The sequence below is a fragment of the Rhizobium sp. BIGb0125 genome, assembly GCF_024810055.1.
Classification (GTDB): domain Bacteria; phylum Pseudomonadota; class Alphaproteobacteria; order Rhizobiales; family Rhizobiaceae; genus Agrobacterium.
Window position 1 is genome coordinate 452,468 of sequence record NZ_JANUDV010000005.1, and the last position, 21,473, is coordinate 473,940.

21 protein-coding genes are annotated in these 21,473 nt (G+C 55.4%); 11 read left to right on the forward strand and 10 right to left on the reverse strand.

Annotated elements, in window-relative coordinates; translation table 11 throughout:
• Positions 1 to 14 precede the first annotated feature (14 nt).
• Together M2418_RS16520 and M2418_RS16525 are read right to left on the reverse strand one after the other, a co-directional pair.
• Positions 15 to 1,442: a HAMP domain-containing sensor histidine kinase gene (locus M2418_RS16520; protein ID WP_259148035.1), complete on the reverse strand. Its 1,428-nt coding sequence runs from the start codon at positions 1,440 to 1,442 to the stop codon at positions 15 to 17.
• Between the two features lie 245 nt (positions 1,443 to 1,687).
• Entirely contained in the window at positions 1,688 to 3,706 is a 2,019-nt protein-coding gene (locus M2418_RS16525; RefSeq protein ID WP_259147892.1) for a methyl-accepting chemotaxis protein, read from the reverse strand.
• Between the two features lie 373 nt (positions 3,707 to 4,079).
• On the opposite strand from M2418_RS16525, the gene rpmH reads away from it, so the two are divergent.
• From rpmH to yihA, 4 genes are read left to right on the forward strand one after another with little or no spacing between them, the layout of a single operon-like run.
• Positions 4,080 to 4,217: a 50S ribosomal protein L34 gene (gene rpmH / locus M2418_RS16530; protein WP_111839965.1), complete on the forward strand. Its 138-nt coding sequence runs from the start codon at positions 4,080 to 4,082 to the stop codon at positions 4,215 to 4,217.
• Between the two features lie 33 nt (positions 4,218 to 4,250).
• Complete coding sequence (rnpA, locus tag M2418_RS16535; RefSeq protein ID WP_259147894.1) at positions 4,251 to 4,634, forward strand: ribonuclease P protein component; 384 nt, start codon at positions 4,251 to 4,253, stop codon at positions 4,632 to 4,634.
• A complete protein-coding gene (gene yidC, locus M2418_RS16540) occupies positions 4,634 to 6,436 on the forward strand; it encodes a membrane protein insertase YidC (RefSeq protein ID WP_192486683.1) in 1,803 nt (600 codons plus the stop codon). The genes rnpA and yidC overlap by 1 nt, the downstream gene beginning before the upstream one ends.
• Positions 6,433 to 7,086 (forward strand): ribosome biogenesis GTP-binding protein YihA/YsxC, encoded by a 654-nt coding sequence (yihA, locus tag M2418_RS16545; protein ID WP_259147895.1) that lies wholly within the window; start codon positions 6,433 to 6,435, stop codon positions 7,084 to 7,086. Before yidC ends, yihA begins: the two co-directional genes overlap by 4 nt.
• Positions 7,087 to 7,103: 17 nt before the next feature.
• Here yihA and M2418_RS16550 read toward each other — a convergent pair whose 3' ends face one another.
• Entirely contained in the window at positions 7,104 to 7,475 is a 372-nt protein-coding gene (locus M2418_RS16550; protein ID WP_259147896.1) for a hypothetical protein, read from the reverse strand.
• Positions 7,476 to 7,706: 231 nt separating this feature from the next.
• Between M2418_RS16550 and argB the strand changes: the two genes are divergently transcribed.
• Positions 7,707 to 8,591, forward strand: a complete 885-nt coding sequence (gene argB / locus M2418_RS16555) for an acetylglutamate kinase (RefSeq protein WP_192486680.1) — start codon at positions 7,707 to 7,709, stop codon at positions 8,589 to 8,591.
• Positions 8,592 to 8,660: 69 nt separating this feature from the next.
• Here argB and M2418_RS16560 read toward each other — a convergent pair whose 3' ends face one another.
• The gene (locus M2418_RS16560; protein ID WP_259148037.1) at positions 8,661 to 9,563 is read right to left on the reverse strand and encodes a DMT family transporter; all 903 of its coding nucleotides are present in this window, start codon (positions 9,561 to 9,563) and stop codon (positions 8,661 to 8,663) included.
• Between the two features lie 208 nt (positions 9,564 to 9,771).
• Here M2418_RS16560 and M2418_RS16565 point away from each other — a divergent pair, with 208 nt between their 5' ends.
• Both M2418_RS16565 and M2418_RS16570 read left to right on the forward strand, forming a co-directional pair.
• A complete protein-coding gene (locus M2418_RS16565) occupies positions 9,772 to 10,497 on the forward strand; it encodes a pyrimidine 5'-nucleotidase (RefSeq protein ID WP_259147897.1) in 726 nt (241 codons plus the stop codon).
• A gap of 123 nt (positions 10,498 to 10,620) precedes the next feature.
• Positions 10,621 to 11,217, forward strand: coding sequence for an EF-hand domain-containing protein (locus M2418_RS16570; protein ID WP_250983331.1), 597 nt, complete (start codon positions 10,621 to 10,623; stop codon positions 11,215 to 11,217).
• A gap of 96 nt (positions 11,218 to 11,313) precedes the next feature.
• Here M2418_RS16570 and M2418_RS16575 read toward each other — a convergent pair whose 3' ends face one another.
• Positions 11,314 to 11,571, reverse strand: coding sequence for a DUF1150 family protein (locus M2418_RS16575; RefSeq protein WP_192486677.1), 258 nt, complete (start codon positions 11,569 to 11,571; stop codon positions 11,314 to 11,316).
• A gap of 130 nt (positions 11,572 to 11,701) precedes the next feature.
• The gene (locus M2418_RS16580) at positions 11,702 to 12,127 is read right to left on the reverse strand and encodes an Hsp20 family protein (RefSeq protein ID WP_259147898.1); all 426 of its coding nucleotides are present in this window, start codon (positions 12,125 to 12,127) and stop codon (positions 11,702 to 11,704) included.
• 191 nt (positions 12,128 to 12,318) lie between these two features.
• Here M2418_RS16580 and M2418_RS16585 point away from each other — a divergent pair, with 191 nt between their 5' ends.
• Complete coding sequence (locus M2418_RS16585) at positions 12,319 to 13,260, forward strand: nucleoside hydrolase (protein ID WP_259147900.1); 942 nt, start codon at positions 12,319 to 12,321, stop codon at positions 13,258 to 13,260.
• Positions 13,261 to 13,359: 99 nt separating this feature from the next.
• On the opposite strand, the gene M2418_RS16590 is transcribed toward M2418_RS16585, so the two are convergent.
• Together M2418_RS16590 and M2418_RS16595 are read right to left on the reverse strand one after the other, a co-directional pair.
• Positions 13,360 to 15,693 carry a methyl-accepting chemotaxis protein gene (locus M2418_RS16590; RefSeq protein ID WP_259147902.1) on the reverse strand — a complete coding sequence of 778 codons (2,334 nt, stop codon included), beginning with the start codon at positions 15,691 to 15,693 and terminating at the stop codon, positions 13,360 to 13,362.
• A gap of 254 nt (positions 15,694 to 15,947) precedes the next feature.
• Positions 15,948 to 16,817 (reverse strand): LOG family protein, encoded by an 870-nt coding sequence (locus tag M2418_RS16595; protein ID WP_259147904.1) that lies wholly within the window; start codon positions 16,815 to 16,817, stop codon positions 15,948 to 15,950.
• 227 nt (positions 16,818 to 17,044) lie between these two features.
• On the opposite strand from M2418_RS16595, the gene dapD reads away from it, so the two are divergent.
• The 3 genes from dapD to M2418_RS16610 are packed head-to-tail and all read left to right on the forward strand — an operon-like array spanning position 17,045 to position 19,691.
• Positions 17,045 to 17,899, forward strand: coding sequence for a 2,3,4,5-tetrahydropyridine-2,6-dicarboxylate N-succinyltransferase (gene dapD / locus M2418_RS16600; RefSeq protein WP_192486672.1), 855 nt, complete (start codon positions 17,045 to 17,047; stop codon positions 17,897 to 17,899).
• A 15-nt stretch (positions 17,900 to 17,914) separates the two neighbouring features.
• A complete protein-coding gene (gene dapE / locus M2418_RS16605) occupies positions 17,915 to 19,108 on the forward strand; it encodes a succinyl-diaminopimelate desuccinylase (protein ID WP_259147906.1) in 1,194 nt (397 codons plus the stop codon).
• Entirely contained in the window at positions 19,095 to 19,691 is a 597-nt protein-coding gene (locus M2418_RS16610; protein ID WP_259147908.1) for a hypothetical protein, read from the forward strand. Before dapE ends, M2418_RS16610 begins: the two co-directional genes overlap by 14 nt.
• 29 nt (positions 19,692 to 19,720) lie before the next feature.
• On the opposite strand, the gene truA is transcribed toward M2418_RS16610, so the two are convergent.
• Both truA and fmt read right to left on the reverse strand, forming a co-directional pair.
• A complete protein-coding gene (gene truA / locus M2418_RS16615) occupies positions 19,721 to 20,527 on the reverse strand; it encodes a tRNA pseudouridine(38-40) synthase TruA (RefSeq protein WP_259147910.1) in 807 nt (268 codons plus the stop codon).
• Entirely contained in the window at positions 20,527 to 21,462 is a 936-nt protein-coding gene (gene fmt / locus M2418_RS16620) for a methionyl-tRNA formyltransferase (protein ID WP_259147912.1), read from the reverse strand. The genes truA and fmt overlap by 1 nt, the downstream gene beginning before the upstream one ends.
• Between the last annotated feature and the right edge of the window lie 11 nt (positions 21,463 to 21,473).

Below are 21,473 nucleotides of genomic sequence, written 5' to 3' on the forward strand. Positions count from 1 at the left end.
CGTCTTTATAAAGATCAGGCCGTTTTCATTCCGGTTTCGGTTGTGACGGCCCGATCCGATATTTCGATGCGAAAACGGGTTCCCGGTTCCGGCTTTTCCACCAGCGCAATCGTACCACCATGGGCGAGCACAAGTTCACGGGCAATGACGAGGCCAAGGCCCGTGCCGCCGGAGCGGGCAGAGCCACGAAACGCGGAAAACAGGTTTTCACGTGCCTTTAGCGGCATGCCCGGGCCATTATCATCAATGGTGATGCTGACAGAATTGCCATTGCGCTGGCCGGAGACAATCAGCGTACGCGGCGGCATGCTTTCGTCCCACTCCATATTCAGCAATGCTTCCACCGCGTTGCGACAGATATTGTGAATAATGCGGAACAGCTGCTCTGCATCGGCATCGACAACCAGCTCCGACTGCAGCTGCGACACAAATTCAATGCCACTTTGCGGGCCAATGGCCAGAATATCGCGCACTTCTTGCAGCGTTGTGCTCAATCTCAATGGACGACGTCTTGGCGCGGCTTCGGTGGCCTGACCGTAGGTCAGCACTTCATTTGTGTAACCAACGGCCCGGTCGATGGTTCTCAGAAGCTTGGGCGCAAAACTGCGGACCATTGGATCGTTTACGTCCACCAGTCTGTCCGACATCAGTTGCGCCGATGACAGAATATTGCGCATGTCATGATTGATCTTGGATACGGCAAGACCGAGGTCAGCGAGGTTTTTCTGCTGCTTCAACGTCCGGTGAAGCTGTGTCTGCATATCTGCGAGATGCCGTCCGGCCACCGAGAGCTCATCAGGACCATTATCGGGCGTGAAAATTCGTGACGGATTATCCGGCTGCTCTGAAAAGTCCTGAATGCCACGGGTGATACGGCGGATTGGCCGGATCATGATGCGGTTGATCGAAACGAAAATCAGAAATGAGGTAATCATCGAAAGGACGATCGACAGCAGGAAGACATTGCCAGCATAGGCCAGCATTGCCTTGCGCAGATGTTTGTCCGGCATGACAAGTTCAATGATGGTGTCGGTCTCACCGACCACGCCGAACACCCGCATCATGCGATCACCACCAAAAAGCAGAGTGGAGAAGGCATCCCTGACGGCGCCGAGTTGCGACACGTGGGAGAGATCAAACTGCTGATCGACACTTGGTGGCATTTCGGTCGCCGCCAGAAGACGCGAGGTTCCGTCTTTACGAAGGGCAATCAGCTTTGCGCCTATTGCCGACAATGTGTCATCCTGCACGGAGCGAGGAAGCTCTGCTTGTAAACCATCGATCACGGCACCGGCCGCAGCAGCCGTGTTGAGACGGTCATTCAGCCAGGACAGGCGCATGTTGGCGACAGATGGTGGAAAAATCAGCACTTCCGCCACCATGATAAAAATCACGGTCAAGAGCAGCAGACGTCCGGACAGGCCTTTGGTCAGCCCCGGCATGTCATTGGGAGCTTTCTCCAATGCTGGACCTGCCCTGTCTGCTCCTTCTGAAAACACCGGCTCATTCCTGTCTGCGATGCCCCATTTAAGGTGTCGGGCATCCGTTGGGTATTATCTGACAGACATAATAAGAGGTCATCCGTGTTTTTCCAATGCCTGCCAACACGTTCCCAGCCATAACACAGAAACGCCACCTCAAAAGGTGGCGTTTGCTATTTCAATAAGGATGTTAATCTCTCACGATATCAGAAATCTTCCCATTCGCGGGTATTCTGGGCAACAGCAGCCGATCCGTTAAACGCGCGGGCAACATCACCCATCATGCGACGGGCTGGAGAGGCAACCGCCGTCGCGCCATTCTGACCGGGACGGGCAAGTGTCGGACGGGATTGTGCAACCGGGCTGGCCTCGCCAACTCTGAACTGGCTGACCAAACGCATCAGATTGCCAGCTTCTTCCGTCAACTTATGGGTTGAGGCAGAGGTTTCCTCGACCATGGCCGCATTACGTTGTGTGACCTGGTCCATCTGGTTGATGGCAGTGTTAACTTCCTGCAGGCCGGTCGACTGTTCCTTGGCAGCTGTTGCAATCGAGTGAATGTGCTCATTGATGCTGAGAACACGGCTTTCGATTTCATCCAGCGCTTCACCGGTTTTCTGAACCAGTGTTACGCCCTGCGACACTTCAGAACCGGACTTGGTAATCAGCGCCTTGATATCCTTGGCAGCGTTTGCAGAGCGCTGCGCCAGTTCACGCACTTCCTGCGCAACCACCGCAAAGCCCTTGCCAGCTTCGCCTGCACGGGCGGCTTCAACACCGGCATTCAGCGCCAAGAGATTGGTCTGGAAAGCGATCTCATCAATGACGTTGATGATCTGGCTGATTTCACGCGATGCCTGCTCGATACGCCCCATGGCCGAAACGGCTTCACGAACCACCTTGCCAGACTTCTCGGTTGTTTCCTTGGCCTCGGAAACCATGGTGCTGGCTTCCTGGGCTCGCGAGGTCGAGTTACGTACGACGGCGGTAATCTCGTCCAGAGCGGCAGAGGTTTCTTCCAGTGCCGCAGCCTGCTGTTCGGTACGCTTGGAAAGATCGTCGGCAGCCGAGCGGAGTTCGAGACCGCTGTCATTAATACTATGCGTGCCCAAACGAACGTCGCTCATAGTGACGCGCAGCTTGGCGAGGGTATTGTTGACGTTGCCCTGAAGTTCACTGAACACACCGTGGAATTCACCACGCATGCTCTGCGTCAGATCACCATCAGCAAGGCTTGCAATAACGCGGCCGGTTTCGGATACGCCATTATCAACGCTGACCAGCAGCGTGTTGATGTTTTGCGCGAAGCGATTGAGGTTGTCGTCACCGTAATCCTTGTTGATACGGCGGCTGAAGTCACCTTCTGCGGCAGCGCCGACAACTTCGGCCATACCGGCCTGAAGATCATCGCTCTTTGCTCGCATGGCAGCTTCCTGCGCATTCATCTGGCGCACTTGAAGACCATTGCGCTTGAAGACTTCAACGGCGGCGGCCATTTCACCAATCTCATCCTTGCGGTCAAGATAAGGGACATCCGCCTCCAGATCACCTTCAGCGACAGCATTCATCACACCGGAGACTTTAAGGATAGGGCCGCTCAGTTGCTTGGAGCCAATGTAAAGGCCAAAAGCCGAACCAACGATAACGCCGGCAGCCGTCACCAGAGACACGATCCAGAACATCGCCTGACCGAAATTCTCGATACCGGCTTTTAGCCCGTTCAACTCGTCGACGTCAGCCTTGACGATTGCGTCAATATCAACCTGATAAGCTTTACGGTTTTCTCGGTTGGCGTCATTATTACCCTGTTCATTGGCCGCTTGCGGGCTGACATCGCGACCAAGACGGACTGTTTCGGTACGGAACTTCCTGAATTCGGCAAAACGGCTTTCAAGATTTGAGAAGGCGGCGGACTGTGCAGCAGGAACCATTGGCTTCCACGCGGCAATCAGGCTTTCCATGGAATCGAGGTTCTTCAATAGGCCATCGCCAAACTTCGATGCGGTTGCTGTGTCCTTTGCCGCATAGATACCGCGTGCTTCCATAACAACGGCGGTTACCAGACGATTGAGCGATTCCCCCTTATGTGCACGATCGGCAGCCGCATCAAAAGCAACAACCCGGCTGTGGTACTCATTGACGGCATAGATAGACAAGCCCCCGATTGTACACGCGACAAGGCTTAAAAGCCCCACGAGAAGATTAATCTTGCCCCGTATTTTCACTGCAATCCCTCCAAAGTGCTGCTCCCTCACGCAATAGTGAAAAAAGGAAGCCGCCATGACCTTTCGTCACAACAACATTTATCTACGCACCATTAAGAAAGAATTTCCGATTTTAATTACTTGCCGTTGCTGGAACAAAATTTATACATTCTGAAGTGATGCAATTGTTCCTAATACGCGGCAAAGTCGTTCCGGCTGTCTATCTTGCAGACAAAACAGGCTGCGGTTCAGCAATTGACTTTAGAGGTCTTAAGCCCTTATAAGCCCGCACGTCTGGCTATTATGCGCTTAATGCGCGTGCCGGGCATCAATCGAAACGCTCCTGCCCATAAGGGCAAAGCCAAGAAGGGCCGCACACCGCGGTATTAAATAAATGTCGAAGCGTACATTCCAACCATCCAAGCTTGTTCGCAAGCGCCGTCATGGTTTCCGTGCCCGTATGGCTACCGCTGGTGGTCGTAAGGTTCTGGCTGCTCGCCGCACACGCGGCCGCGCCCGTCTGTCGGCTTAATTGCCGATTGCCCGATTGAAAAGTCGCGGGCAGATGACTGAGACGAAGAAATCCCCCGGGCGGTTGAAAAACCGGCCGGATTTTCTTGCCGTGCAAAAGGGAGAGAGACGCAAGGGGGCAAATTTCCTTCTTGAGGTTCTTGACCGCCAAGAACCTGAGAGCGACGCTCGTGTCGGTTTTACGGTCACCAAAAAGCAAGGCAATGCGGTCGAGCGCAATCGAATGCGCCGTCGCCTCAAGGAAGCCGTCAGGCTGTCAGCCGGGTTTGCAATGAAACCCGGACATGACTATGTGATTGTCGCACGGCGTGACGTGTTGAAAACACCTTTCGCCCAACTGTCCTCCCAGCTTGCCGATCGTATCGAAGGCCGTGGGAAACCGAAACGGTCCCAGGAGACCCGCTCCAGGAAAGAATGATGGAAAAGAACCGCAATTACTTCATCGCGATAGCCCTTTCGGTTGTCATCGTCCTTGCCTGGCAATTCTTTTACATGAACCCGCGCATAGAACAGCAACGTCTGGCTGAAGAAGCACGCAAGGCACAGGTTGAACAGACGCAGGCAGCCAATGGCGCCGCGTCGACAACGTCGGGTGCAACGGTAGACGGCACGCTTCCAGGTGCTGCAGGCCAGCCAGCGGCAACCGCGACCCGCGAAGAATCCCTGGCCAAGTCACAGCGTATCACAATCGATACCAGCGCAGTTGCCGGTTCGATCAATCTGACAGGCGCACGCCTCGATGACATCCGTCTCAAGGACTACCATGAGACCGTTGATGACTCGAGCCCGATCATCACGCTGTTTTCTCCATCGGACAGCAAGGACGGTTACTTTACTGAGCTTGGTTACATTGCCGGCGAAGGCGCAGGCTCCGTACCAGGCCCGTCGACTGTCTGGACTGTCGCTTCTGGCGACAAGCTGACCGAAACGACACCGGTTACGCTTTCCTTCACCAACGAAAAGGGCGTGGTTTTCACCCGTACCATTTCGATTGATGAACACTACATGATTACCGTTGCCGACAAGGTCGAGAACCCAGGACAGGAAGCAGTGTCCTTCTCCACTTACGGCCGCGTGACACGTAACAACAAGCCGACCACCCCGTCTGTTTTCGTTATTCATGAAGGCTTCATCGGTGTGACAGGTCCTGATGCCAGCCTGACGGAAGAGACTTACAAGAAGGCTGAAGAAGGCGCGCTTACCCTGCCTAAGGGCACTGGCGGCTGGATCGGTATCACCGACAAGTACTGGGCAGCGGCGATTGTTCCGCCGCAGACCGTACCTTTCGAAGGCCGTTATTCGCACTTCACCGATGGTCAGCCCCGTTACCAGGCCGATTATCGTACCGACGCCATTACGGTCGCCCCTGGCCAGTCCACGGAACTGAAGAGCCTGGTATTTGCCGGCGCCAAGGAAGTTCCGCTGGTCGACCGCTATGAAACATCGCTGTCCATCCCGCGCTTCGATCTGATGATCGACTGGGGCTGGTTCTACTTCATCACCAAGCCAATGTTCAAAATGATGGACTTCTTCTTCCGTTATTTTGGCAACTTCGGTGTTGCGATCCTGATGACGACCATCGTCGTGAAGGCGCTGTTCTTCCCGCTTGCAAGCAAGCAGTACGCTTCCATGGCCAACATGAAGCGCATGCAGCCGAAAATGGAAGAGCTGAAAGCCAAGCATGGCGATGACCGCATGGCATTGCAGCAGGCGATGATGGCTCTTTACAAGGAAGAGAAGATCAACCCGGTGGCCGGTTGCTGGCCGATGCTGCTGCAGATCCCGGTATTCTTCGCGCTCTACAAGGTTATCTACGTCACGATTGAAATGCGCCATGCGCCGTTCTTTGGCTGGATCCACGACCTTTCAGCGCCAGATCCGACCTCGCTGTTCAACCTGTTCGGTCTGCTGCCTTACGACGTACCACACTTCCTGATGATTGGTGTATGGCCGCTCATCATGGGTATCACGATGTTCCTGCAGATGCGCATGAACCCGACCCCGCCAGATCCAACACAGGCCATGATCTTCACCTGGATGCCGCTGATCTTCACGTTCATGCTCGCTTCCTTCCCGGCTGGTCTGGTTATTTACTGGGCATGGAACAACACCCTGTCGATCAGCCAGCAGGCGCTTATCATGAAGCGTCATGGCGCAAAGATTGAGCTGTTCGACAATCTCAAGGGCTTGTTCAAACGCAAAACGGCCGAACCGAAATGACGACGGATTCGCCTCAGGAAAAACCGCTGTTCGGACGGCCCTGGATCTTCATTCGCGGTGTACCCGCCATGAAGTTCCTGCCGCCTGAGGGACCGCCGGAAATCGCATTTGCCGGGCGCTCCAACGTGGGCAAGTCCTCGCTTATCAATGCGCTGGTCGGCCATAAGGGACTGGCCCGCACATCGAACACGCCGGGCCGTACGCAGGAACTCAACTACTTCGTGCCCGACGGTTATTCAGGCCAGGAAAACGACCTTCCGCCGATGGCGCTGGTCGATATGCCCGGTTACGGATACGCACAGGCTCCGAAAGAGCAGGTCGATGCATGGACCAAGCTAGTCTTTGACTACCTACGTGGCCGTGCGACGTTGAAGCGCGTTTATGTGCTGATCGATTCCCGCCACGGCGTGAAGAAAAACGACGACGAAGTGTTTACGCTTCTGGACAAGGCGGCCATTTCCTATCAGCTGGTTCTCACGAAGACCGACAAGATCAAGGAAGCTGGTGTTCCGCGTCTGATTGGCGAAACGCTTGAGAAAATCCGCAAGCACCCGGCCGCTTATCCGGAAGTACTTGCCACATCGTCGGAAAAATCTTCCGGCCTTGATGAATTGCGGGCTGAAATAGTGCGGACTGTCGGCCACGTCTGAGATACAGCTCCTGTCATTCAGTGCATGAATGACAGGAGTACCGCAAAAAATATCGCCCCGAAGGCGATGGCGCGCCAGAAGCGCACAGAATTCCAAAGATATGCCAGAGTCAGTCTTTTTGTCGCGTGTTGCCGCGCCTGCATCATCGCAATGGCTGCAGTCTGTGTCTGTAATTTTCCGGCATAGGCTGTGTGAGTAGCCTGTTCTTCAAACGCGACCTGCTGCAAATTGGCCTGCCAGCGGCTGACCATTAGCGCAAATGACCGGTCTTGCCGGATACGCCGCGTCAATTGCTCGTGAACCTCAGGCGGTAATGCACCCAGCACATATTCACCGGCCAGGATCTCGTCTTTCATACCGCTTTGTTTGTTGCTGTCCGGCATGGTCATCTGCCGTCCACTCCCTGTCATCACTTTTGTTGTTTTGACACATGCGCCTCCCGCACAATGTGCCCTATCCGACCAAGCTCTGCCTATTCCCCGCGCCTGTCAATCGCCGGAAAATCACACCCTCGCGGAATTTATGGTTTTACCATTTGTCGGGCACATTAAGCGATTGAGATTATTCCCTCCGTCAAAAACTTGCGCTAAAAGGCCGCAACCAACGACGAGGGTTTTTACATGGCAAGTTCTGAAAGCGAAATGCAAGCACGGCTTCTGGCGCAAGCCCTGCCCTTCATGCAGAAATACGAAAATAAAACCATCGTCGTGAAATATGGCGGCCATGCCATGGGCGATCCTGCACTGGGCAAGGCCTTCGCCGAAGACATCGCACTTCTCAAGCAGTCCGGTATCAACCCGATCGTCGTGCATGGCGGCGGTCCGCAGATCGGCGCGATGCTGGCCAAGATGGGCATTGAATCGAAGTTTGAAAATGGTCTGCGCGTTACCGACGCCAAGACCGTTGAAATCGTTGAAATGGTTCTGGCCGGTTCGATCAACAAGGAAATCGTTGCCCTGATCAACCAAACCGGCGAATGGGCTATCGGTCTGTGCGGCAAGGACGGCAACATGGTGTTTGCTGAAAAGGCCAAAAAGACGGTTATCGACCCGGACAGCAACATAGAGCGCGTTCTCGATCTCGGCTTTGTCGGTGAAGTTGTTGAAGTCGACCGCACGCTTCTCGACCTGCTTGCCAAGTCCGAGATGATCCCGGTTATAGCACCTGTTGCACCAGGTCGTGATGGCGCGACCTACAACATCAACGCCGACACCTTTGCCGGTGCTATCGCTGGTGCGCTGCACGCCACACGCCTGCTTTTCCTCACCGACGTTGAAGGCGTTCTGGACAAGAACAAGGAACTCATCAAGGAACTGACCGTGTCGCAGGCCCGCGCGCTGATCAAGGACGGCACGATTTCCGGCGGCATGATCCCCAAGGTTGAAACCTGCATTGATGCGATTAAGGCAGGTGTTCAGGGCGTCGTCATTCTCAATGGCAAGACTGCCCATTCGGTTCTGCTGGAAATCTTCACCGAAGGTGCCGGCACGCTGATCGTTCCCTGATCACTGCACCATGCCCGTTTCATGTGCGTCCGGCCGGAAAGTGGCTTGTACTTTCCGGCCGGACGTTTTTTACCAGAACAGCAGGCCTAAGATGCCGCTGACGATCAGCAGGCATCCCGCAAGCTCCATGGCATTTATCCGTTCGCGAAACAGGAACCATGATGCCATGAAGGTGAAGATTAGTTCGATCTGGCCGAGCGCCCGCACATAGGCCACCTGCTGCAAGGTCATCGCCGTAAACCAGCACGCCGATCCGACCACACCAGCTATTCCGACAAGCGCCGACGAGCGCCATGTGACAAGAACCTGCACGATTTCCCGTTTGTCTTTCCACGCCATCCAGATCAGCATGAAGGCCGTCTGAAAGGTGGTGACGCAGGCAAGCGTAACCGCGGCCGACATGATCGGCCCCGCCCCTTCCAGGGACAGCGACGCGCTGCGATAGGCAACCGCTGAAATACCAAAAACACCGCCAGACGCGATGCCGATCAGGGCGGTCCGGCTGGTCAGGGCCGTCAGTGTGTTACGCCAGGAAAGCGGCATGCGCGCCATGGAAATTGTCATTACGCCGATGACACCGACAAAGATTGCCGCGATGGTACCCGTCGTCAGCTTTTCACCCAACAGTATAAAACCGAACAGGGCTGCCTGCACCGGCTCGGTCTTCGAGTAGGCCGTACCGACCGCGAAATTCCTCAGCGAGAACAGATGCACCAGCAGCATCGTGGCGAAGATTTGCGCAAGTCCACCGATCACTGCCCAAGCAAAAAAGGCCGCATGAAAGCTGGGGAATGTCTGCGCGGCTGCGAAATACAGAAATAGCACATAGGCGATGGCAATCGGAAAGCCGTAGCCGAACCGCACAAAGCTCGCACCGCGTGTGCCGAGCGAGCCCTGCAAATGCTTCTGCAATGCCGAGCGCAGGTTCTGCATGAAGGCAGCAGCGATAGTGATGGGTATCCAGAGTTCCATGATGTTTGACGACAGCATCGGCTCGAAAATCCGGCAGGATTTCCGGAAAGCTCGGTGCGAAGCTTCCATAGGTTAGAGCATCCTTTGAGCGTCCTGAAGAACGTATGGTGCTTTATCATGCGGCACTTGCAGGCCCCAAGCCCGGAAAGCGGTGCAAGCCGTCACCTTTTCGATTTTCTTTGCCGTTGCGAGGGTGCATAAGAAAGCTATGACAGCAAAGCCACACAATCTCCCTCAGAACTCTGATTTCGACCACGTACGCGACTGGGTGTTTGACCTCGATAACACTCTGTACCCGCACCACATCAATCTGTTCGAGCAGATTGATCGCAACATGACCGCCTACGTGTCAGAGCTGTTGCAATTGGAGGCCGACGAGGCCAGGGCTTTGCAAAAACGGTATTATCACGAGCACGGCACCACCCTGCAGGGGTTGATGATCCATTATGGCATTGATCCCAATGACTTCCTCGAGAAGGCACATGCCATCGACTATTCGCCGCTTCTGCCACATCCGGAGCTGGGTGAGGCAATCAAGGCGCTTCCGGGCCGCAAGTTCATTCTGACCAATGGCAGCGTAAAACACGCCCAAGCCGCCGCAGGGGCACTGGGTATTCTCGATCAGTTCCAAGATATTTTCGATATTGTTGCCGCAGGCTACCTACCAAAACCTGCCAGCGCGACCTATGAAAAGTTTGCAGCCCTGACCAAGCTCGAAACAAATAAGGCCGCGATGTTTGAGGACTTGCCACGCAATCTGTCAGCGCCAAAGGCGCTCGGCATGAAGACCGTGTTGCTGGTGCCGCGCAATCTGGAAGGCATCGTCATGGAGCGGTGGGAAATTCCCGGCGAAACCGATGCCCACATCGATTACATCACCGATGATCTTACATCGTTCCTGACCCATCTGACAGGAATGAAAAATCCGGTTTAAAAAAGGCAGATAAGCCTGCTTTAACATTACAAAATCGTCACCCACATTACGGATGTTTAAGTGGTGTGGAGCGTCATGCGCCATTACTTTTTCCTCAGGGACACCAAAGGAAAGGTACTAGCGATGACTACAAAAAAGATCACCCTCACCGCTCTTGGTGCAGCACTTGTTCTTGGCAGCACAACAGTGGCCAGTTTTGCCGCACCAAGGGATCGGCACCCGCCGATGCCGCGTGAGGCGCTGTTCATTCATTTGCTCAAAGTAGCCGACACCGACAAGGATGGTAAAATTTCCAAGGCGGAATTCGACGCGAGACAGGAAGCCCTGTTTATCGAAGTCGACAAGGACAAGGATGGCTCGATCACGCCAAAGGAAATGCGCGAATACCGCAAGGCGAAGTTCGAGGAATTCCGTGCCAATAACCCGCGCCCGGAACGCGCAAATGCCGATGCTCCCAAAGATAAAAAGCATGAAGAGCACGCCAAGAACGATGACCGCCGTCACGGCGAAGGTCGTCATGGCGCTAAAGGCTGGGGTGAAGGTGGTCACGGCGGCAAGGGTGCCGGTTTCATGCTGATCCGTATGGCGGACAAGGACGAAAACGGTCAGCTCAGCAAGACCGAGGTTACTGAAGCCAGCGCAAAACTGTTTGAACGGCTGGATCGCAACAAGGATGGTGTCATCAGCATTGACGACATGCCAGATCGTCCATTCCCCTGAACGGACATGATCTAAAAAATAATGCCCGCCCGGTTTCTTGCTTGGCGGGCCTTACGGTCCACTCAGCTGCACACGCAGCTCCGTGTGACAAATCGATCAGTGAAGACTTACGGTCTTGAGGTGGTCTTCGGCAGCCTTGAAGAAGGTGCTGGAACGATTGTCAGTCAGCAGGATCGGTGTACCATCGGCACCGAACAATGCCCAAAGGTCAAGCTGCGGGTCGACATCAGGCGCTTCAGGAAAACAACGGCTGATTTCTTCAGCGCGCATGCGTCTGATGTAACCAACCTCACCTGCCCCAATATGAGCAAGCTGTGACTGCGTAAGGCGCGAATGCGCATCCTTCAAAAGCATTTTATGCCTCCACATTTGCGAACGCTGTCACCAGCGCCCTTCGGAACCTTACGTTCTCATGAACGTCCCTACGGTTCCGCCAAGACCTGTCGCACTCAGTGCCCTTATTCAGCAGACGGTGCGTTGCGTCCTACTGTGAAACGGAAATGTTAATTTTCTTCACCATATGGGAAATTTCCGGACGGACGAGATCAATGGAAAGCAGGCCATTGCGCAGACGCGCTTCACCCACTTTCATGCCCTCAGCCAGAACAAAAACGCGCTGGAATTGCCGGGCGGCAATACCGCGATAGAGAAAGTCGCGTTTTTCCTGTTCTTGCTGGCGCCCACGGATTATGAGTTGATTTTCGACTGTTGTGACATCAAGCTCTTCTTCGGAAAAGCCGGCAACAGCGATAGTTATGCGCAAGACATCATGTTTTCCGTCTTCGCCATGCAATCTCTCTATATTGTAGGGGGGATAGCCGTCATTGCCCTTGATCATGCGTTCAAGGGTCTTTTCGATAGCATCGAAACCCAGCACCACCGGGCTACCAAAAGGCGTCATACGGCTCATCTTCTGTCCTTGTTTTACCCAAGCGACGTTTTGCGAACCCGTCAATCGGCACTCGCAGACTTCCATATGGGAAGAGAAAGCCTGCCCTGCAAGGCCGTGTGGTGGACACATCCGCGGCTTCTGTCCAGCCAACTTGACAATCCACTTCGGAACGGTCGAAAAGAACCACCTCACTCAATTGCAGGCGCACCATGACCGAACGCAGAAAAATCATTATCGACACAGATCCCGGCCAAGACGATGCAGCTGCCATCATGCTGGCACTGGCGAGCCCGGAGCTTGAAGTTCTGGGCCTGACAGCCGTTGCCGGCAACGTGCCATTGCGTCTGACCAGCCGTAATGTCCGCATTATCTGCGAATTGTGCAATCGTACCGACGTTCCGGTTTACGAAGGCGCAGAGCGCCCGCTGGTGCGTGAACCGATTACCGCCGAACACGTCCACGGCAGTACGGGCCTCGATGGCGCTGACTTCGATGAACCGACCATGGCGGTGCAGGACCAGCATGCCGTTGATTTCATCATCGAGACGATGCTGCGCGAACCGGCTGGCACAGTCACATTGTGCACACTGGGCGCCCTGACCAACATTGCCACGGCCCTCAACAAGGCACCTGAGATCGCTCCGCGCGTCAAGGAACTGGTGATGATGGGCGGCGGCTATTTTGAAGGCGGCAACATCACGCCAGCTGCAGAATTCAACATCTATGTCGACCCACAGGCGGCCGACATCGTGTTCCGTTCCGGTATTCCGATCGTCATGATGCCACTTGATGTGACACACAAGTTGCTGACAACAAAGGAACGCGTCGCGAAAATTCGTGACATCGGCACACGCCCGGCGCTGGCCATGGTTGGCATGCTGGAATTTTTCGAACGTTTCGATGTCGAGAAATATGGCTCGGACGGCGGCCCACTGCACGATCCTTCGGTTATCGCCTATCTAATCAAGCCGGAACTGTTCACCGGTCGTGATTGCAATGTCGAGATCGAAGTCAGCTCGGAACTGACCATTGGCGCAACAGTCGTTGATTGGTGGCACGTGACTGATCGCAAGCGCAATGCCCGTGTGATGGGTGGCGTTGATGCAGACGGTTTCTTTGCGCTTCTGACCGAGCGTTTCGCCCGCCTCTAATGCGGTGCTGAAATCACCAATACACCCATGAAAAAGCCACCGGATTGCGCCGGTGGCTTTTTTGTTTGGCAAACCTTGGCTTGTCTGGTCAGGCTTGGCTCAGAACTCAGTCCAATCTGCTTCCGCCAGCGCATTGGCACCCGACACGCGCGGCGCGGGACGCGCTGGCGCTCTTTTCACCTGATGTGACGGTGCAGGCGCGGCAGCAGAGCGCATGGTGCTGGCGACAGAGTGCAATGGATGGCCGGCGTTACCGGACACCGCAAACTTCGCCACCAGCGTTTTCAGCGTGTCGGCTTCGCCATTCAACGTCACGCTGGCAGCAGTCGTTTCTTCGACCATCGCAGCGTTCTGCTGGGTCACCTGATCCATCTGGTTGACCGCAGAGTTGATCTCCTTCAGACCGACGGCCTGCTCGCTGGCAGAAGCCGAGATCTGTCGGATCAATCCGTTAATCTCCATAACCTGCACGGCAATACGGTCCATTGTTTCGCCAGCACGACCGACGAGATCAACACCCTCATGCACCTGCGTGGACGAGGTGTTGATGAGTGCCTTGATTTCCTTGGCCGCGGTTGCGGAACGCTGCGCCAATTCACGCACTTCCTGCGCAACAACCGCAAAACCCTTGCCGGCCTCACCGGCACGCGCCGCTTCAACACCGGCATTCAGTGCCAGCAGATTGGTCTGGAACGCAATCTCATCGATAACGCCGATAATCCGGGAAATTTCCTGCGAGGACTGGGCAATGCCGTTCATGGAATTGACGGCCTGCTTGACGACGTCACCGGACTTTCCAGCATCATCACAGGCGTGATTGACGGTCTCAGCCGCACGTTGGGCATTTTCGGCACTGGAGTTGACCTGAGCAGTCAGCTCGTTCAGTGCTGCGGCCGTTTCTTCAAGGCTTGCCGCCTGCTGTTCCGTACGGTGTGACAGGTCGCTGGCAGCACGGGTGATTTCACCGGTACCATTGCCGATGCTGAACACGGTTGCGTTGACAGTCATCATCGTGTCTTCAAGGCTGGTCAGAGCGGAATTGAAATCGGTCTTGAGCTTTGCGTATTCGCCCGGGAAGTCATCCGTAATGCGGAAGGCGAGATTGCCCATTGAAAGTTCATTAAGACCGCTGCCAAGTGCTGAAACGATATGCATCTGGATGCGGCCGTTTTCATTGCGCTCGGCTTCAGACCGGTTGCGCTCAACCTCGGCGGCGCTGCGCTGATGATCGGCGTCCTGCTGAATGCGCAAGGAATCTGCCAGTTTGACACGGAAACCTTCCAGCGCTTTAGCCACCTCACCGGTCTCATCCAGTCTCTGCTGTCCGGACACCGTGTGGTCGTACTGGCCATTCTCCAGCGTCTTCACATCCCTTACCAGGGCTGCAAGCGGATTGCGCACGAAGAAGCGCACGGCGAAATAAAGCGTCGTGATAACCGCCGCCAGAATAACCAACGCGCCGAGCATCATCAGGAAGGTCTGCTCATTGACCGGCGCATTGAGCGCGCTATGCGGGATATCGACAAGCACGACCCAAGTGGCATTGAGGCCCGGAACGGCAAATGGATAGACCAGACGGTTAAACGGCGTGTCGGTATCCATGCCGAGATTTTCAATCAGCCCGCCAGTGCTATTGGAAATCGCAGCCTTGACGGTATCTGCGCCATTATCGGCATAGGCCTTCATGTTGAGATCAGCAGAGGGCGGCACCAACCATTGTCCGCCCTGCGATACCAGGGTCACTCGCCCAGTTCCGAATGGATGGATGGCCTGCAGCTTGGTCGAGAGCGATGCCAGCGAAATATCGACGCCCGCCACACCAATCATCTTGCCGCCGGACAAAACCGGATAGGCAAGCGAGGTCATGGTTGTCGGAACCTGCGTGCCTTCTGCCAGATAAGGCTGGGTAATGGCGCCCTTGCCGGTTTTTGCCGCCAACGAATACCATTCGGCGGCGTAGTCATTGTTGAAGGTTGAGAACTGAATCTCGTTGGTCTGGGTTTTCGACCAGTAAGGTGCAAATGCGCCATTGGCGTTCATGCCAAGTTCGGTCTTGCCCGCCAGTTCCGTCGTCTGGCCATCGAACAGGCCGATCTGTTCGCAGAACCAGCTGCCGAACGCAAATGCGTTCTGTTCCACATTGGCTTTGAGGATGTTGACGATACCGGGGCGGTCCATCGACTTGCCCTCATGGGCACGTCCGATAACGCCAGCCATGGACCGCGCCGCACTTGCCATTTCTCCGACATCTGCGGAGATGGTGTTGGCGATCGCGCGCGCTTCCGTGTTGGCCTGCTCCATCGTCAGCGCGTGCACACGTTCGCTGGTCTGAAGGATAAGAAATGAATTGGATGCAACGAGAACCGTCGCAATGGCACCGCCTGTAGCAAGAATCAGCTTGGTCGAAAGCGACCTGATCTTGATATTGAACATCATTGCCTCAAATAAAACGCGCGAGTTTTGGCAAACCGGCACAATGGGTAACGAATGGGGGGGATGTCTCCATCATGGAGGGTCTGTTCAGTGCAGACGGGTCGCATTAATCTCGACAATTGCAATTTATTCGATGTTTCCTAAAATTATTATAAATAGAGTCCGAAGCTCAAAAAAAATAAACGGTCCACATCCCTAGATGGAGACCGTTTATCCTTGGGTTGTACTTTCACTCATCAAGTAATTGGCAAAAGTTAAACTGTATCTGGCTCATAAAACGACGCCACGATATCCCATGCCTGTTCTGCCGTTTCGGCAAAATGCAGCAATTCCATATCTTCCGGAGCAATGGTGCCGAAATCGGCCAGCCCCTGGAAGTTGATGATAGAGTGCCAGAACTTCTCGCCAAACAGCACAACCGGAATACGGGCCATGCGCTTGGTCTGGATCAAAGTCACGCATTCAAACAGTTCATCCAGCGTGCCGAAACCGCCGGGGAAAATAACCACGGCCTTGGCGCGCATCAGGAAGTGCATCTTGCGGATGGCGAAATAGTGGAAATTGAAGCTCAAATCCGGTGTGACATATTCATTGGGTGCCTGCTCATGCGGCAACAGAATATTCAGACCGATCGACGGTGCGCCAACTTCCGAAGCGCCACGATTGCCGGCTTCCATGACGCCCGGACCGCCGCCTGTCACCACGACATATTCACGGTGATCGTATTTTGCGGCCTCTTCGGCGCACAGGCGAGCAAATTTACGGGCTTCATCGTAATAGACTGAGGCCGCTTCAAGATTGGATTTCTGGATATCATTCTTGGCAGCCCAGGCGGGCATGCCAGGTGCCGGAATTCGGGCACCGCCAAACATCACAACGGTGGATTTGATGCCGCGCTCGGTCAGCACCATTTCTGTCTTGAGAAGCTCAAGCTGTAGGCGGACCGGACGCAATTCTTCACTGCACAGGAAATCCGTGTCGACAAAGGCAAGGCGGTAGGACGGTGACGCCGATTGTGCGGTTTTCGGAATGACTTCCGCCTGATCGCGATCCGTCGAACTGCTTTTCAAAGGATCCCAAACACCGTCCTTCCGATGCAGCTTGCCGTTCTTTATTTTTGCCATTGCATTGCCTTTCCTTCACTCACGCCAACAGCGTTGACGCCATTCTCAAATCAGCGATCACCCTGCATGTCACCACACATGGTAAAGTCCATTCCGTTTTTTTGAAGCCATCTGCCCGACAGATCAAAAATTCATTCCGATTCCCGGACCAATGCTGTAGAGCATTTCCGAACATTGCCCGGGCTCTCCCGTCCGCAACGATAGTCAACGAAGTTTAAGGAATTCTCATGAGCAGCACCGATCTCGCTTCGCTTGAGCGCATCATTGAAACCGCATTCGACAATCGCGACACCGTTACGATTTCGACACGCGGTGAAATTCGTGATGCGGTCGAAACCTCCCTCAATCTTCTGGATGGTGGCAAAGCGCGTGTTGCTGAAAAGCAGGCTGACGGTTCTTGGAAAGTTAACCAGTGGCTTAAGAAGGCCGTGCTTTTGTCTTTCCGCCTCAATGACATGGGCATCATCAAGGGTGGTCCGGGCGCCTCCGTCTGGTGGGACAAGGTACCATCGAAGTTTGAAAACTGGGGTGAAAGCCAGTTTCGTGAAGCCGGTTTCCGCGCTGTTCCCAACGCTGTCGTGCGCCACTCTGCCTATGTGGCCAAGAATGTCGTGCTGATGCCATCCTTCGTCAACCTCGGCGCTTATGTCGATGAAGGCACCATGGTCGACACATGGGCAACCGTCGGCTCCTGCGCGCAGATCGGCAAGAATGTTCACCTGTCCGGCGGCGTTGGTATCGGTGGTGTTCTCGAGCCGCTGCAGGCCGGCCCGACCATCATCGAGGACAATTGCTTTATCGGCGCACGTTCCGAAGTGGTTGAAGGCTGTATCGTACGTGAAGGCGCCGTGCTTGGCATGGGCGTTTACATCGGCAAGTCCACTCGCATCGTTGACCGCGCCACCGGCGAAATCACCTATGGTGAAATTCCGCCATACTCGGTCGTGGTCTCCGGCACGATGCCGGGCAAGCCATTCCCGAACGGTGAGCCGGGCCCAAGCCTGTACTGCGCTGTGATCGTGAAGCGCGTCGATGAAAAGACCCGTTCCAAGACCGGCATCAATGAACTGCTGCGTGACTGAGTGAAAGTGCAAGACATGTCCGTGACCGATCCCGTTTCCAATCTCGCCGCCCTTATCCGTTGCCCGTCCGTGACACCGGCAGAAGGCGGCGCGCTATCATTGCTCGACAACTTGCTGACACCACTTGGTTTCAAAGTGGAGCGCATGACAGCGACGGAGGCGGGAACGCCGGACGTGGAAAACCTTTACGCCCGCATTGGCACCGATGGCCCGCACCTGATGTTTGCGGGTCATACCGACGTTGTGCCGGTTGGCGATGAAGCTGCATGGAGCCATCCGCCTTTTTCCGCCGAAATTGCCGGTGGTGAAATGTATGGACGCGGTGCAGTGGACATGAAGGGCGGGATTGCCTGCTTTGCGGCGGCGATTGCCCGTTATATCGAAAAGAACGGCGCTCCGAAGGGTTCCGTCTCTTTCCTGATCACCGGTGACGAGGAAGGTCCGTCCATCAACGGCACCTCCAAACTTCTGGAATGGGCGGCGGCCAAGGGTGAAACCTGGGATGCCTGCCTGGTGGGTGAACCAACCAATCCTGACAGGCTCGGCGACATGATCAAGATCGGTCGTCGCGGATCGCTGTCCGGCCGTGTCACCGTACATGGTGTTCAGGGTCACGCTGCCTACCCGCATCTGGCCGACAATCCGCTTCGCGGTCTTTTGCAGTTGACGCATGCCCTGATGGACCCACCATTCGACCACGGCACGGAAAATTTCCAGGCGTCCAATCTGGAAGTCACCACAATCGACACCGGCAACCCGGCGACCAACGTCATTCCGGCCAAGGCGACCGCGTCGTTCAACATTCGTTTCAACGATACCTGGACCGCCGACAGCGTGAAGGCTGAAATCGTACGTCGTCTGGATGCCGCAGCGGCCAATGGCGCGCTGCGCCCGGACAGAACGCCCGCCAAATACGATATCGTTTGGGCTGACCGTCCAAGCCACGTCTTCCTAACCCGTAACAACGCACTGATATCGTCGCTTTCCGGTGCAGTTGCCGGAGTGACTGGCAACGAGCCAAAACTTTCCACGACCGGTGGCACGTCGGATGCCCGTTTCATCAAGGATTATTGCCCTGTGGTGGAATTCGGTCTGGTCGGTCAGACCATGCATATGGTCGACGAGCGGGTGGCTGTTGCCGATCTGGAAACGCTGACCCATATCTACGAAACCTTTATCGAACGCTGGTTTGCCAATGCCGCCGATTAGCGAAGTGCGCTCTTACATGCATGGCCTCTGGCTGATGTTCTGTGGCGACCCGAAAGGTCAGAGTTATCTCGACCTTACGGATCGCGGCATGATGCGTTCGTTCTTTTCGGCGATCTGGAGCCTGCCCGCACTTTTGCTGTCCTGGTTCTGGTGGCAGCGGGCCTTCAAGGTCGAGCAGGTTCTGGAGAGCATGTCCGGCCCTTCCTATTACCTCAGACTGGCACTGGTTGAAGCTATCTGCTGGGTGGTGCCACTGGTTTTGATAGGCGGCTTGATGTTGATGTCCGATGTGCGCGGCAAGTTTCCCGCCGTGGTCACCGTCGTCAACTGGCTGAACCTGCCCTTTGCCTATGCTTCTGCCGCACTGGTGCTGATTGCCGTGGCTGTGCCGGGCATGCAGGGCTTTGTAGCGCTGTTGTGGTTTGCGCTGCTGTTGACGCTCGTCTGGACGTTTTCGCGCATCCTTAGCCTCATCCTCGGTAGACAGCCGCTATTGGTCTCGACAGCTGTCATGACCCTGCTTATTCCCGGCATGTTGCTATCGGAAGTGCTGCAGCGCTTTCTGGGTGTCTACCCCGGATAACCGTGTCGCGCGATGCGCCACAAGGCGGGTTACGAGAGATCGTCGCCGTCACTGGTTATTTCCGCACGCTCTTTTCGCGGTAAAATAACATCAGGATAATCCACCTGCATGAAATACAGCCCTTCGGGCGGCGCCACGGGCCCACAGGCTTTTCTGTCGCGCGCCTCAAGGGCTGCGCGTACATCCTGCGGGGTCATGGTGCCTTCACCTGCCAGCTTCAAGGTCCCGGCGAAAGACCGTATCTGGTTGTGCAGAAAGCTCTGCGCCGAGGCGCGAATTTCGATGATGTTACCGTTCCGCGTCACATCCAGCCGGTCAAGTGTGCGCACCGGGCTGTTGGCCTGACAGTGTGCAGACCGGAATGTCGTAAAGTCATGTCGACCGACCAGTGTCTGGGCCGCCGCATGCATGGCGTCATGGTCGAGATCCTTCGACACCCACCAGGCCCGTTTATGCTCCAGCGCAAGCCGCGATTTGCGCGATATGATGCGGTATAGATAATGCCGACGAACCGCCGAAAAACGCGCGTCAAAATCTTCGGTTACCGACATGACATCCAATATGGCGACCATGTCGCCAGCCATAGCAATATGGGCGTTTAAGGCATTTCTGAGCTTATAGGGCTCCCACTCCCGCGACAGATCCGCATGAATGACCTGTCCCATGGCATGGACGCCAGAATCGGTACGGCCAGAGCCACGGATCGACACGGTTTCGCCCGTTAAAGACGAAATAGCGTCTTCAATGGCAGACTGAACGGAACGGTCATTTTGCTGCCTTTGCCAACCGACAAAGGCGGTGCCGTCATATTCAACGGTCATACGGTAACGTGGCATCAGATCAGCCTCGTGCCTTCAGGCAACGCCGTTCCGCGCAGGAAATCGGCTGCGGCAAGCGGTTTGCCTCCGGCCTTCTGCAGACGCTGAAGACGGATTGCCCCCTCTGCACAGGCAACCAGCAACTGATTGTCCAGTACCGTGCCGGCAATGCCATTGCCGTTTTCAAGTGTTGTTTCCAGAACCTTTACGCGTTCCAGCTTGCCGGAAATTTCGGTTTCAAACCAGGCACCGGGAAAGGGCGCCAAGCCGCGGATGTGGTTATGCACATCACGGGCCGGCCGTGCAAAATCGATACGCGCCTCAGCCTTGTCGATCTTGGATGCGTAGAGAACGCCATCCTGTGCCTGCTCTTGCAGCGGCAAGTCGTCGGCTTCCAGCTTGTTCATAGCCTGCGCCATCGCGCGTGCACCGGCAAACATCAACGCGTCATGCAGCTGTCCGGCCGTCATGTTTTCGCCGATCGGCACCTTGACGGTCAAGGCAACAGGGCCGGTATCCAGCCCCTTGTCCATTTTCATGACCATCATACCTGTTTCCTTGTCACCAGCCATGATGGCACGCTGAATAGGTGCAGCGCCACGCCAGCGCGGAAGAAGTGAGGCATGGCCATTGTAGCAGCCAAGCCGGGTTCCGGTCAGAATGGCTTCCGGCAACAACAGTCCATAGGCAACCACCACAGCAACATCCGCATCGAACGAGCGGAATTGTTGCCGGTCTTCCTCGGCCTTAAAATTGACGGGAGTGAACACCGGAATGCCGAGCAATTCAGCGGCCTGATGCACAGGGGATTTTTGAAGGTCCAGACCACGCCGCCCACCGGGACGCGGTGGCTGGCTGTAAACGGCCACCACCTGATGGCCAGCCTCCACGAGAGCCCGCAAGGTTGCCACCGAAAATTCCGGTGTTCCCATAAAGATGATGCGAAGAGACACGGACGCCTCCC

Excerpts from the sequence above, each read along its gene's own strand:
- dapD (WP_192486672.1), top strand. The coding sequence starts at position 17,045 with ATGAGCAGCACCGATCTCGCTTCGCTTGAGCGCATCATTGAAACCGCA.
- M2418_RS16585 (WP_259147900.1), top strand. The coding sequence starts at position 12,319 with ATGACCGAACGCAGAAAAATCATTATCGACACAGATCCCGGCCAAGAC.
- argB (WP_192486680.1), top strand. The coding sequence starts at position 7,707 with ATGGCAAGTTCTGAAAGCGAAATGCAAGCACGGCTTCTGGCGCAAGCC.
- truA (WP_259147910.1), bottom strand. The coding sequence starts at position 20,527 with ATGCCACGTTACCGTATGACCGTTGAATATGACGGCACCGCCTTTGTC.
- M2418_RS16560 (WP_259148037.1), bottom strand. The coding sequence starts at position 9,563 with ATGGAACTCTGGATACCCATCACTATCGCTGCTGCCTTCATGCAGAAC.
- M2418_RS16580 (WP_259147898.1), bottom strand. The coding sequence starts at position 12,127 with ATGAGCCGTATGACGCCTTTTGGTAGCCCGGTGGTGCTGGGTTTCGAT.
- M2418_RS16565 (WP_259147897.1), top strand. The coding sequence starts at position 9,772 with ATGACAGCAAAGCCACACAATCTCCCTCAGAACTCTGATTTCGACCAC.
- rpmH (WP_111839965.1), top strand. The coding sequence starts at position 4,080 with ATGTCGAAGCGTACATTCCAACCATCCAAGCTTGTTCGCAAGCGCCGT.
- yidC (WP_192486683.1), top strand. The coding sequence starts at position 4,634 with ATGGAAAAGAACCGCAATTACTTCATCGCGATAGCCCTTTCGGTTGTC.
- M2418_RS16590 (WP_259147902.1), bottom strand. The coding sequence starts at position 15,693 with ATGTTCAATATCAAGATCAGGTCGCTTTCGACCAAGCTGATTCTTGCT.
- M2418_RS16520 (WP_259148035.1), bottom strand. The coding sequence starts at position 1,442 with ATGCCGGGGCTGACCAAAGGCCTGTCCGGACGTCTGCTGCTCTTGACC.
- M2418_RS16595 (WP_259147904.1), bottom strand. The coding sequence starts at position 16,817 with ATGGCAAAAATAAAGAACGGCAAGCTGCATCGGAAGGACGGTGTTTGG.
- M2418_RS16550 (WP_259147896.1), bottom strand. The coding sequence starts at position 7,475 with ATGACCATGCCGGACAGCAACAAACAAAGCGGTATGAAAGACGAGATC.
- dapE (WP_259147906.1), top strand. The coding sequence starts at position 17,915 with ATGTCCGTGACCGATCCCGTTTCCAATCTCGCCGCCCTTATCCGTTGC.
- M2418_RS16570 (WP_250983331.1), top strand. The coding sequence starts at position 10,621 with ATGACTACAAAAAAGATCACCCTCACCGCTCTTGGTGCAGCACTTGTT.
- rnpA (WP_259147894.1), top strand. The coding sequence starts at position 4,251 with ATGACTGAGACGAAGAAATCCCCCGGGCGGTTGAAAAACCGGCCGGAT.
- M2418_RS16610 (WP_259147908.1), top strand. The coding sequence starts at position 19,095 with ATGCCGCCGATTAGCGAAGTGCGCTCTTACATGCATGGCCTCTGGCTG.
- M2418_RS16575 (WP_192486677.1), bottom strand. The coding sequence starts at position 11,571 with ATGCTTTTGAAGGATGCGCATTCGCGCCTTACGCAGTCACAGCTTGCT.
- yihA (WP_259147895.1), top strand. The coding sequence starts at position 6,433 with ATGACGACGGATTCGCCTCAGGAAAAACCGCTGTTCGGACGGCCCTGG.